Below are 12686 nucleotides of genomic sequence, written 5' to 3'. Positions count from 1 at the left end.
ATTAAAATAAGGCAACTATCACCCTTATAATCATAATGCCACAGATATAAAATTGTTTTTTATTTTCACGACGAATACGTCATAAACCAATGTGTCACCTTTTCGCTATAGGTTTTTGAGATAGGGATATCAGGGACTTTTTCGATACCGAGTTCCAGGTAAATGCCATCCTTTTCGCGGCGTATTACTTTCACCTGGTCGAAATTGACCATATAGGAACGATGACAACGCAACACATTCGTTTCCGCCAGGCTTTCCTCTATGGCTTTCAACGAATTCCGAAGCATGAACTTTGTCAGGATACCTTTATTAAGGTACCAGATACAGACATAGTTATCGGCAGATTCGATATACAAAAGATTACTCCGTTTCACCGACAACCGCAATTCATGCTTCTCGTCATAAAAAGAAAAGACAGACAGCTTATTCGCCGTCTCAGCCCTATCCTCCTCCAATAAGCGCAGCTGCCGCTCTTTCTCCTTATACGAAAAATACAGGTGTAAGACAGAATAAGGCAGCAATAATACCAGGCTCGTATTGATGGATGACTCTTTAAAGGCACTCAGGTACTCCCGTTCCGGATTTAACACCAACGTATAGATGGTATAGAATAAAGACATAAAAAATATCTCCAGCAATATCCATAACGCATATGCCCCGGTTGTTATCTCATGCTTCTTCCCCCAATAATACATCACGATCCGGCTGATAACGACAACCAGTACACCCGTCAGAATGATCAGGCTGGAGAAAACGAAAAACTTGAATTCGGAAACCGAATACCAACTGGAAGAACTGAACGGTTTATAGATATTGATAAACACCAAAGCAAAAAGTGCCGTCAGCAGAATCAGACGAACAATATTCGACTTCTCATAAATATATCCGGGGATTTTATAACCTAACATTCCCATATCTTTTGCCTCTTATTTGGTAACAAATGTACTATAAATCCCGAAACATTCGCCCCGCATATAAAAAATTCGCCCCTATATACTACTTTCCGCCCCTTTTGATATTCGCCGGAACCATTTATTTGCCGGGATTGTTTTTATAGTGTTTGTTTGCAGAAAAAACAAGAATGTTATGGATATCTCACTTCGCACACAACAACTCAACAGCCTTTTCTCGTACGATAAAAAGGCACGCCTGGAAGAGAGCCGTCTGGATATAATTCCTTTTCGCTTTACGCAAACAATAGCAGCCGGCGAGATCGATGAATTCCAGAAAGAACTTGCCACAACCGAATTCTGTTCTCTCACGGACGACCATATCCAGGAAAATAAATCATTCAATTATACAATCTTTGCACCTTCCGGAAAGGAGAAACGGGACAAAGCGATCATTCTCCTGCATGGGCTGAACGAACGTACCTGGGAAAAATACCTGACCTGGGCCGAATACCTGGCCGAAACAACCGGAAAGCCGGTCATTCTTTTCCCTATCGCTTTCCACATGAACCGTACACCGGGCAGCTGGTGCAACCCGCGGGCTGTTCTTCCCTGGGTAGGACAACGTAAGCAGAAAATCAACGATCTGGTCAACTCCACCTTTGCCAATGTAGCATTGAGCAGCCGATTGTCGATCAATCCGCTACGCTTTTATGCATCCGGCCGCGAATCGGTTTACAATCTCTGGCAACTGGTACATGAAATTAAAGACGGACGGCATCCTTTATTCAAGGAAGATACTTCCATCAACCTGTTCGCCTATTCGATCGGGGCCTTGTTATCGCAGGTGTTACTACTCAGCAATCCGGAGAAAATGTTCAGCGACACCCGCCTGTTTATGTTTTGCGGCGGCTCCATCTTCAGCCAGATGAATGGAAGTGCACGCGATATCATGGATCAGGAAGCATTCGACAGCTTGCAACGTTATTACCGTCATGACTTCCTGGAGAACCGTTTGTTACCGGGTTCCTTCAAAAATGATTTTCTAGAACAAGCTTTTAAAGCGATGATACGTCCGGACGTATTGCAGGACTACCGCGAATCGTTCTTCCAGCGGGCCTGCAACCGTATCAGGACTATTTCATTGAAAAAAGATATCGTAATGCCAACCACCGGAGTGATCAAAGCATTGGGCAAAGCATCCGATAAAATACTGGAAGAAATAGATTTTCCGTTCCAGTATTCTCATCAGATACCGTTCCCATTCCGGTCGAAAGCGGATCAAAGGCTCGTCAATCAGGCTTTCGACTCTATTTTCAGTAAAGCGGCTGCATTCCTTTAGAAAAAAGTGTTTAGCTATATAACATGTAGCGTTATTTCAGTATTTTATGCAGCCAGGGAATTATCAACTCATTCTTAAAATAATGGGAAGGCGGATCAACATTTACCAATTCGAAATAAGCTTGTGGAGTCAGACCTTCCGAAAGGTGCTCTACATCATTTCTCTTAGTTTTATCGGCAAACTTCGGATAATGATGAAATTCCACATTTTCTGGCTTCCCACAATCATCATAAGCAGACTGAATCAGGCGGAAATCGCGATCAAGGCCTCCTTCCGTAAAGATAATCGGACGGGGAGCGAGAGAAGCTGCAACATCCGGAAAGTTGAAATACTTCCAATAGTCAGGAATCAAATGACGGATAGAGTTAGGAAAAGGTCGCCTGTTTTCTTTATTCGGTGCCGTTATAACAACAGCCCGTTCCTGTGTCTGACATAAAAAATCATTATACACAAAAGCATAAATATCCCTATCCAATACACCTAAAACCATCATAGGCTCTGTTCCCAACGAAAAACCACTTACTACGATCCGATCTTTTTTTATGAAAGACTGTTTTTTCATCCATTTCAATACCTGCATATCCAGATAAGAGGTGTATCCAAGCCAATTCCAGCCCAGTTCCAACAAATAACGGGAAACCACGTCATAATCATAATTCCATCCTTTATCATAACACTCAAGGTCGGAAGCTTCACCGGCCGCAGCATTATCGACAGCAACAGCCACATAGCCTTCCTTTACAAGGTTCAAAGCCATTGTCACTTTCGGATCAGTCGTATCTTCTGTTAACTTAGGACATATACCGGGTTCTCCGGCCAACCCTTCCTTTGTTCTTCCAGACCCCGGAATACACAAGATACCGGGAACAGCATCCTTCAGGTTGTGCGGTTTCAATACAAGAAAGGTCGATACACTCTTAGAAAATGGATAAAACTCCCATTTTTCTATTGTATATCCATCCCTTTTTTCCGTTTTGACACAAACAGGATCGGGCTGATTCTTCACCTCCGGAAATTTCATAATTGTAACCATAGCACTTCGGACACTATCCTTCCATTGCTCAAATTCGTCGCCAGACATACCCGTCCGATAAGCAAACTTCGGATGCGTATCTTTCAGCATTTCATGTACAATACCATACGAACTCAGAAAGCGCCCATCCGGACGATCCGATTTCAAAACTGCATGTTCCTGGGGGTTATAATTCTGCGAATAACCAGTCAGGAAGAAACTACAGATTAAAAGAAGAAGAACAGATATTTTCATTTTCATCAGAATTTAATAGTATACATATAAAAAGAGCCGGACATAAATAATACATCCAGGCTCTTTTCTATTTTAATTATCATAGCCCGGAGTCTGTTTGATCTCCGGATCACCGTTCAAAACCTCAACATCTACAGGCCACAACATCATATAAGACTGATCGTCTGTCAAAATAGGTAACGTACTACCATAATGTGCTTTAGCAGAAAAGACAAATGGTTTACCGTTGGCATCCTTCAGACGAAGAAGGTCGAACCAACGACTACCTTCACCAACAAACTCCTTATCACGCTCCTGTAAAATAGCCCATTCATTATCCGCAAAACTACCTCCTATAAATTCATGTCCCGCAAATTTATCACCGTAAGCACGTTGGCGGACATCATTAATATATTTCGCACACTGAGCCGAATTTCCTAAACCGTTTTCACACTCTGCCAGCATTAGCAACACATCCGAGTAACGGTAAATAGGAACGTCCGAATCATAGTAGTGAGTACCTCCATCGGTATGACCTATCAGCTTTTTCCAACAAGCACCACGGGTTTTTCCTTCAAATAAATATTGGAAGAAGGTCGCATCCAGACGCGAATCGTCTTTATCATAGATATCTACAAACGCTGTCTTATATTCATAGCGAAGCGGCCCTGCCGTCAACAACTTCAAAGGATCTGCATCATACCTATTACCATCCAGGTCTGTTGCATTCGTGAAAAGAGCAACATTATAGAACCAATTCGCTCCCCAATTGGTCAGTTCGTTTTTGTCGAAACACAAAGCAAAAATAAGTTCCTTATTTTTCTTTCCTTCCGGTGTCCATAAACCGGCGTAGTCCGTTACTAACTCAAATTGTTGGTTCAAAAGATTCGACAAGGCAGTTTTTGCTGTTTGCAAATCGCTGTTACCCGGATCGACCGTGGTTACCGAAGCAATATGGCCTCCCTCTCTATCCGCACCTGTCGTCACCTTGGCAGACCACATATAAATCTTTGCTTTCAACATTTCCGTTGCATAATACGACCATTCATATAAAACGGAAATTTTCTTATCAGCCTTACCGAAGAACTCTTCCGATTTATTTATATCCGTTTTAATAAAGTTCAATGTTTCTTCCGGAGTCGAACGAGCCTTGTATAAGGCTGTAATATCAATGTTACCCTCTGTGACAGTCGGCTCCGTTTCCAGTGGAACCCCACCAAACGTACGATAAAGATAAAAATAATAATAAGCACGCAAACCATAGGCTTGTCCGAGATAGAATGATTTCTCGGCTTCGGTCATATAGTCGATATCCCTGTCTACATTTTTTATAAACAGATTTATATGCATGATACCCGGATATAGCTCATACCAATCCTTAATACCTGTATTATCTTTGGTCAGCAAGTTATTTGTCATAGGGGGACCATATACTCCTTCCCCCATAGAGGTAACATCGCTTATAAGAAGTTCGCTTCTGAACTCTCCCAAAGTAACCGGCATCTGGTATTTACTTCTCAAATCAGCATGGATACCGGTCATGAACATCTCAGCCTGTGACTTTTGACTCCAGAAGTTAGTTGAGCCGTAATAATCTTCAGGCGACAAATCTAATGAATCGCAGGAGTTAAGTCCGATCATCCCTGCTAATAATATGCTTATGCTATAAAATAACTTTTTCATAATCTATCTTATTAGAATGTAACATTTAGGCCAAACACAACCGATCTGGGCATCGGATAGCCACCATTCTGACTAACACCATATTCAGGAGTAGCCATATTCTTAGCTGCCGTGATATAACCCAAATTCTGAGCTGTAACAGACACATTAACTTTACTCAAACCCGTCTTCAGAATCCAGTTCTGGGGCAATGTATATGCCAGACTTACTTCACGGAAAGCAAGGTAGTCGCCACGATAGCAATTGATATCCGAAATTCTGTCATAATTACGCTTTCCCAAGAAGTCAGCCCATCCATAAACAGGATATTTTCCATTCGGATTGGTTTCCGACCATGAATCTTTTACCAAAGAAATAGTATTAAATGTTCCCTGCATATTCCCCATGATCCAAGGTGTTTTAAAATCGTGCACCCAGAATCCAAGAGCATAATCGAGGCGACAATTCAGTGATAAACCTTTCCAGGATGTATTGATATTAAAACCTCCTGTCCAATGAGGAATCGTATTACCCAGCTTCACCCGATCATAATCGTCGATAACTCCATCACCATTTACATCAAGCCATTTAACATCACCGGCCTGTATAGGTAAACCTTTTTCTTTTTCAGCATCCGACATCTTGGCCCATGCATCAGGTCCATACAGAACTTTTGCATCCGCACCATTCTCGGTATAAGTAGATCTGTCGATTAAGTTACCGGCAATTTCACTCTCACTTTTATAAATACCCAACGATTTAAAGCCGTAGATAACACCATATTCCTGTCCTTCCTGATAGCCGCCTACCCATTTTTTCTCATAACTTCCGTCAGACAACTTATTACCGGTGTAAACCTGATAAGCATCCTGCATATTATTAGGCAGACCGTTATATGGTAATGATACTATTTTATTTTTATTATATGCCGTATTCATACTAACCGTAAATTTCCAGTCTTTCGTGCGCAGGATATTGGCAGTGAGTTCCAACTCCATACCCTGGTTCTGTACTTCTCCGTTATTCGACAGGAAAGAAGAAACACCGCTATGAGAGGGTAATGTAATTTCCGCAAACTTATCTTGTGTATGTCTGTTGTAGTAGGTAAAATTCAATACGTACTTATTATTGAGGAAACCCAGATCCAAACCTGTTTCAAACGTATATGACTTTTCCCATCGCATGGTCGGATTAGGCAGATCGTTCAACATCAAAGGAACTTTACCGTTATAATTAGCTACAGTCTTTCCGTCTTTGTCTTTCATAATACCATAAGAACCCTGCACGGTATAATAATCGAGTCCGGTTACAATATTGCCGTTAGCATCGAGTACTCCCGACACATTTCCATTAGCACCATAGCTGGCACGTACCTTTGCATAAGAAAGTACATCCGCCATATCTTCCATAAAGCCCTCTTTTGAAAATACCCAACCACCGGAAATACCGGGGAATGTTCCCCAACGATTATCTTTCGGTAATTTTGAATATCCGTCACGACGCAGAACCAGACTCAGCAAGTATTTAGATTTATAATCGTAGTTTACTCTACCGAAAAATGAAAGAATACGCTGGCGGTAATGCCATGAATCGATTTGTCTTACACCGGAAGCTGTCGATGTGTAATTCAGATCTTGAAAATCGGACAATGGCGAACCATAACCGGAAGCAGAGAAACCTTTCTTGTAAGAATCATAATATTCCACCCCCAGCATGGCATCCAACGTATGATCCTGCAAGAAAGTAGTCTGATAATTCAAAATACCATTGTATGTCTGATCCAATAAACGCTCATGTTTGTTGGATGTACTATGGTTGGTATCGTAGACTGGTCCGGTAGCTACAATATAATCGCCTTTAAAAAACTCACGACTATCGTCAAAATAATACCAGGCTCCGGTAGCCTTAAAAGTCAGTCCCTTCATAATATTAAAAGTAAATGACTGGCTAATATTGAACTTGTCGGTGTTATTATCGTAATTCAAAGCATCTTCATACACCTTTGCTGTGGTCCAACCACGTGCGTAAGAAGCCACGGCAGGTCCGGCCAACCAATCACCATCAGGACTTTTTACCCTGAAAGTTGGAGGTACGGATAATGTGGTACTAAAGAAATTTGTCTCACCGGCATATCCGGCAGCACCATCGTCCCATTTTGAATCGGTAAACGATAAAGAGGAATTGGAAGTCAGCCAAGGCTTGATCTTATAGTCGGCATTGATGGTAAAGTTCAACCGGCGATACCAGTTATTTACAGCATTACCTTCACTATGATTGTATCCCAGGCTGGCATAATAATGTCCTTTATCATTTCCACCCGAAACACTCAGGTTGTAATCCTGCGAAATAGCCGGCGATTTAATATTATAATCCTTTAGCTGATTATCGGCATAGATAAGCTTCTGACCCGGATTAACAGGATCATCCATTGTTTGCCAACCCTGCTTCAACAGAAAAGCCAGGTCGTCGGTATAATTCATTACGCCCCAAACAGCCGTATTATCTTTGTTTCCGTTCAGTATATTCCCGTTAGCATCAAAATAACGGTTTCCCGTACCATAAGGCTGTGTACCAGAAAGCGTTGCATCACTGGCAAAACCACGCCAGTTTCCCGATTGATCCTGCCAGATATGAGAAGAACGATGAAAAGCCGAGCGCATATAATAAAGATAATCGTGCGCATCTAAAAATTCATATTGGCTATGAAAGAAATTCAATCCGACTTTAGCACTCAGATTCACTTCCGTCCGGCCTGCTGTTCCTTTCTTGGTTGTGACCAGGACAACACCGTTGGATGCACGTGCCCCGTAAATTGCAGTAGCACCGGCATCTTTCATCACCTCCATCGATTCGATATCTTCGGGATTAACATCGCTCAACGATTCACGAACCGCTCCGTCGATGATAATTAAAGGCGAACCGCTACCATCCAGGTTAGTTCCTCCACGCAGAACCAGTGTCGGTGTTGCATTCGGCTTACCGCTTGTCTGCTGCACTCTCAATCCAGCCACTGCTCCAGATAATGCCTGTGCAGGATTGGTATAAGTACCGTTGGCTAATACCGAGTTATCGACCTTAGCTATAGAGTTGGTCATTTTCGAGCGGAGTTGCGTTCCACCATACCCGGTGATGACAACTTCTTCCAATGTTTTGTTATCTTCTCTGAGAGATATCTTTAAAAAATGGTTTTGTCCCACCGGCAGAGTCTGCGTCATATAACCGATATACGAGATTATCAGCTTCGCCCCTTTATCGACTTGCAAACTAAATTGTCCGTCGATATCAGTTATGGTTCCGTTGGTCGTTCCATCCTCTATGATGTTAGCACCGATAATAGCCTCCCCCTTTATGTCGGTTACGGCACCTTTTATCGTAACCTTTTCCTGTTGTACAAACTGATTTACCGGAGCTGTCTTAACTTCCGCTTTGCGGATCATTACCTGCCGGTTGCGAATATTATATTCCAGGTTCGTACCGGAAAAAATTTGTTTAAGAATCTCTTCTACAGGCTTATTATATACATCTACGCTTACGCGGTGAGACAGATCGAGGTCCGTATCGTAAATAAAAATAAACTGACTATTCTTTTCAATCCACTCCACAACACTTTTCAGCGTTTGGTTTTCCATGGAAATGGTGAAATTGGTTTGTTCTGCATAAGTCAGTTCACTATTGTTGGCATTAGAATTGCCGGAAAATGTTAAAAAAATCGCCAAACTCATACATTTTGTGAAATCAGGCATGAGTTTTATTCTATTTATATTCTTTTTCATATATTCGATTGTTTTTTCTATTATTTCGAGGAAAATAATTAGATCACTTTCTAAACCAGGTAGTACTGCAAATACTATCTGGTTTGTTAATTCTACTACTTTTTCACTTATATCATAGGCAACAAATGTTTTTATGGTTTATACTATTTTTTAAGGCTCACATATATTTCTTTCGATTCGTTCATTGTATATTTTAAAGGGAATGACAAACAAAGATTATCCAACACATCTTTGATATCGGGAAGCAGATCCAGTTTACCGGTAATCGACATGGCAGCCACTCCCGACGTATACTGAATCCGGTAACCATAATACAAGGCCAACTTACTGAAAACTTCATCGAGATGCTTCTGATTTATTTTAAGCATGTTTTCTTTCCAACTGATATACTCGGAAACATCCACTTCGCGTACCTGCGTTTGATTTCCTTTAATGTCGATCAGCTGATTCGGCTTCAGTTGTACTTCGTGCTTGTCTTCCGTAGTCACCACGACACTTCCCTGTACCAGCACAACCGATGCAGAAGTCTCTTTTCCATAAGCCGAAACATTGAAGGATGTACCCAACACACGGATATCAAATCCTTTTGTCTTGACTATAAACGGACAATGGGGGTTTTTCGCGACATCCAGATATACTTCGCCTTCCACCAGTATTTCGCGTTTATCGTCAGCAAACACTGCCGGATAAATAACCTTACTGCCGGAATTTATATACATTTTCGTCCCATCTGAAAAGACGATGTCCACTCGTTTACCATCGGGCACGACAATTTTATGCATTTCATTTTTCAGAACAGGCGCTTCCGTTGTCTGATTATCTAAAACATATTGTCCAAGGTTTAAACTATCACCCGCATCATATTTCAGAAAGGATTCGTTTTTAAGGTTCACCGCCTGATTACCGGCTACCAGAGTTACCTCTCCATTATTTATTGTCGTTGTATCGTTCAATAAAGCGATGTCTAATCCGGAGGGGGTGGCAGTATCGGCAACCCACCAGGTTGCAACAAACAGTAGTCCGACAACGGCCGCTACAGAAGCAGCCCACCAATAAAGCCGGCGCAACTTCGAATGCGACCGGATCTCCTTCACCTGCCCCATCACAAGCCGGAAAGAATCGTCGATTTCACGATCGTCAACCGTGTCGGCTTTCCGAATCCGTTCAGCTAGCCTACGACTTGCTTGTAGAAACTCGTCCGGAGAAAATGTCGGTTTATTTTTTTTCATACTGCACTTCTTTTACAGGAAAACGGTGCAGAGAAAAAAACATACTCAAAAAAAGAAAAGAAAATTTCAATCAGATCAATTTTTTTCGCCATCATCGGAAAAAAAATATTCACGCAGATGCACTAACGTCCGTGACAAAAGATTTCGGCACGATTGCAGATTCATTTCCAAAATAGCTGTGATTTCCTTATAACTTAATTCCCTTATATAATATAGGTATAAGATTTCACGCTGGCGGGTAGATAAAGAGGCGATCGCGGAAGCCAATTTCTTCTCATTGATTACGTCTGTATCATCTTTTGCAAATAAAGAATTGATAATTTCTTCATTTAGCGAAAAAAAGTCCTGGTATTCCTCAATCGTCTCCATCCGACGTGAAGACTGAATAGCGTCAAGCAGTTTATTTCTGAAAGCACAAAGCAAATAGGCCTCAGGATTATCGGTAGAGTGCAGATTCTTACAGTTCAGAATAAGTTTGACGAAAAGGTCCTGAATCGTATCGATCACCATTTCACGGTTTCCAACCATACGGATGCCATATGCATACAATGAAGAATAGAAGCGACGATAGATTTTTCCAAAAGCTATCTCATCCCCCTGCAGGAAGTCGTTCCAGCATTCAACATCGTTTTGTCTCGTTTCATCCATAGTATTATCTCATCGTCTCCCTTCTTGAATATCATTCCGATAACGAAAAAATCAGTAGATAAACACAAATATAGTTATAGTTTCCACAAAACAAAACCCTTAATAAAATAATTTTAATATATTAGAGCAAATTTCGTACTATTATTACATACAGAAGCGGAATAAATAATATATTTTCTAATAACAAAAGAGATAAGACACAAAAAACGCAGACTTACGCAGACTTATTAACCGAAAAATTAATAATATCTGCATGAGTCTGCGTTCTTTCTATACTGTCCGCTTTGTCAGTATTTCTTAACAGCGGGACTGCTATTTTGTTTTATTCTAACGTAATCACCTTATACTTCGGAACCAATGCCTTCATGATCACCCATCCGATCAGATAGGCAACAGAGCATACACAGAAGATAATGAAATAACCGGCCGGTTTACCCTCAAATCCCATAAAGGTCATTTGAGTTTCATCAGCATAAACGAACAGGTTACCGGCCACTTTCTGCAGGATCATCGAGCCGACACCACCGGCCATACCACCGATACCCGTGATACTTGCAATAGCCGATTTCGGGAACATATCCCCTACGGTAGAGAATATATTAGCCGACCAGGACTGATGAGCCGCTCCACCGATACCGATCAGGATAACCGGAAACCACGGGGAAATAGTACCCAACGGTTGTGCCAGCAACACCACCAACGGGAAGAAAGCAAAAATCAACATCGCTTTCATACGTGCAGCATATGGGTTCAGTCCCAAACGGTTAATAAAGATCGTCGGAAGTTTACCTCCATAGATGGAAAGCATTGTAACGGCATATAAAGTAAAGATCAGCGCCATCCCCAGAGGATCGGAAGTCTTGATCCCAAACTGTGTATTCAGATAAGAAGGTGTCCAGAAAAGGAAGAACCACCACACACCGTCTGTCATAAATTTACCGGCAATGAACGACCAGGTCTGTTTGTAGCTGAAGCACTGCAGGAAACCGATCTTCTTCTCTTCTTCCTCCGTTTTTACGATACCGCCATCTTCATCCTTATCTTGTTCGATATAAGCCAACTCCGCTGCATTCACATGCTTACTCTTATCAGGAGTCGTATACATGAACACCCACATACCCATCCAGATGAAACCAAGCGCACCAATCACGATGAAAGCCATTTCCCAACCCAGCCATTTAGCCAACGGGGGAATAGAGATCGGAGCGATCAACGCACCGATAGAAGCACCGGCATTAAAAATAGAGGTCGCATAAGCACGGTCTTTCTTCGGGAAATATTCGGCAGTTACCTTAATGGCAGCCGGAAAGTTCCCGGCTTCACCCAATGCCAGTACACAACGTGCTACCAGAAAGCAATACATACTGACAGTTGCCAGGATTACGACCACATCCCCTGTTGCTGCGATCAGCTCGGCAGCGCTGTTCATTCCTACATAATGTTCTGTCACTAGACCGCAACCGGCATGCATACAGGCACCTACCGACCAGACTCCGATTGACCAAAGATATCCTTTTTTCGTTCCCATCCAGTCGATAAACCGTCCGGCAAACAACATACAGATAGCATATACAATAGAAAAGACAGATGTAATCGTACCGTAGTGTGATTCGTTCCAATGAAATTCGGGTTTAATAAATTCGTCCCAGGTAAGGGATAAGACCTGACGGTCGAGATAGTTTACTGTTGTTGCAAAGAACAACATCGCACAGATTGTCCATCTGTACTGGGTCATTTTCTGACCTACATTGCCTAATGTGCTCATTTCTTACTGGTTTTTCATGATTTGCGGCAAATATATATCATTTTTTTTAAATACAAAGCATATTGTGTGTGCGAATACACGTTTATTAATATTTTATCAAATTCTTATTAGACTATTGGGGGATATAGTTA

The 12686-nt window shown here is 41.7% G+C and carries 8 protein-coding genes; 1 reads left to right on the top strand and 7 read right to left on the bottom strand.

Annotation, left to right across the window (positions count from 1 at the left end; genetic code table 11):
• Window positions 1–65 precede the first annotated feature (65 nt).
• On the bottom strand, window positions 66–908 hold the full coding sequence (locus tag HMPREF1536_RS10635; RefSeq protein WP_028730359.1) for a LytR/AlgR family response regulator transcription factor: 843 nt from the start codon (window positions 906–908) through the stop codon (window positions 66–68).
• Window positions 909–1086: 178 nt separating this feature from the next.
• Between HMPREF1536_RS10635 and HMPREF1536_RS10630 the strand changes: the two genes are divergently transcribed.
• Complete coding sequence (locus HMPREF1536_RS10630; RefSeq protein WP_028730358.1) at window positions 1087–2232, top strand: DUF6051 family protein; 1146 nt, start codon at window positions 1087–1089, stop codon at window positions 2230–2232.
• Window positions 2233–2263: 31 nt separating this feature from the next.
• Here HMPREF1536_RS10630 and HMPREF1536_RS10625 read toward each other — a convergent pair whose 3' ends face one another.
• The 6 genes from HMPREF1536_RS10625 to HMPREF1536_RS10600 form a co-directional block, all read right to left on the bottom strand.
• The gene (locus HMPREF1536_RS10625; RefSeq protein ID WP_028730357.1) at window positions 2264–3499 is read right to left on the bottom strand and encodes an alpha/beta hydrolase family protein; all 1236 of its coding nucleotides are present in this window, start codon (window positions 3497–3499) and stop codon (window positions 2264–2266) included.
• A gap of 72 nt (window positions 3500–3571) precedes the next feature.
• Complete coding sequence (locus HMPREF1536_RS10620; RefSeq protein WP_028730356.1) at window positions 3572–5161, bottom strand: RagB/SusD family nutrient uptake outer membrane protein; 1590 nt, start codon at window positions 5159–5161, stop codon at window positions 3572–3574.
• A gap of 11 nt (window positions 5162–5172) precedes the next feature.
• Window positions 5173–8913: a TonB-dependent receptor gene (locus HMPREF1536_RS10615; RefSeq protein ID WP_028730355.1), complete on the bottom strand. Its 3741-nt coding sequence runs from the start codon at window positions 8911–8913 to the stop codon at window positions 5173–5175.
• A 143-nt stretch (window positions 8914–9056) separates the two neighbouring features.
• A complete protein-coding gene (locus tag HMPREF1536_RS10610) occupies window positions 9057–10142 on the bottom strand; it encodes a FecR family protein (RefSeq protein WP_028730354.1) in 1086 nt (361 codons plus the stop codon).
• A gap of 75 nt (window positions 10143–10217) precedes the next feature.
• On the bottom strand, window positions 10218–10790 hold the full coding sequence (locus tag HMPREF1536_RS10605) for an RNA polymerase sigma factor (protein ID WP_028730353.1): 573 nt from the start codon (window positions 10788–10790) through the stop codon (window positions 10218–10220).
• A 322-nt stretch (window positions 10791–11112) separates the two neighbouring features.
• Window positions 11113–12555 carry an MFS transporter gene (locus HMPREF1536_RS10600; RefSeq protein ID WP_028730352.1) on the bottom strand — a complete coding sequence of 481 codons (1443 nt, stop codon included), beginning with the start codon at window positions 12553–12555 and terminating at the stop codon, window positions 11113–11115.
• Between the last annotated feature and the right edge of the window lie 131 nt (window positions 12556–12686).

Source organism: Parabacteroides gordonii MS-1 = DSM 23371 (assembly GCF_000969825.1).
Classification (GTDB): Bacteria; Bacteroidota; Bacteroidia; order Bacteroidales; family Tannerellaceae; genus Parabacteroides; species Parabacteroides gordonii.
Note: the sequence above shows the minus strand (reverse complement) of the source record. Positions and strands in the feature narration are given on the sequence as shown.

Coding starts and splice junctions, on each gene's coding strand:
- HMPREF1536_RS10635 (WP_028730359.1), bottom strand. CDS start 908: ATGTTAGGTTATAAAATCCCCGGATATATTTATGAGAAGTCGAATATT.
- HMPREF1536_RS10630 (WP_028730358.1), top strand. CDS start 1,087: ATGGATATCTCACTTCGCACACAACAACTCAACAGCCTTTTCTCGTAC.
- HMPREF1536_RS10625 (WP_028730357.1), bottom strand. CDS start 3,499: ATGAAAATATCTGTTCTTCTTCTTTTAATCTGTAGTTTCTTCCTGACT.
- HMPREF1536_RS10620 (WP_028730356.1), bottom strand. CDS start 5,161: ATGAAAAAGTTATTTTATAGCATAAGCATATTATTAGCAGGGATGATC.
- HMPREF1536_RS10615 (WP_028730355.1), bottom strand. CDS start 8,913: ATGAAAAAGAATATAAATAGAATAAAACTCATGCCTGATTTCACAAAA.
- HMPREF1536_RS10610 (WP_028730354.1), bottom strand. CDS start 10,142: ATGAAAAAAAATAAACCGACATTTTCTCCGGACGAGTTTCTACAAGCA.
- HMPREF1536_RS10605 (WP_028730353.1), bottom strand. CDS start 10,790: ATGGATGAAACGAGACAAAACGATGTTGAATGCTGGAACGACTTCCTG.
- HMPREF1536_RS10600 (WP_028730352.1), bottom strand. CDS start 12,555: ATGAGCACATTAGGCAATGTAGGTCAGAAAATGACCCAGTACAGATGG.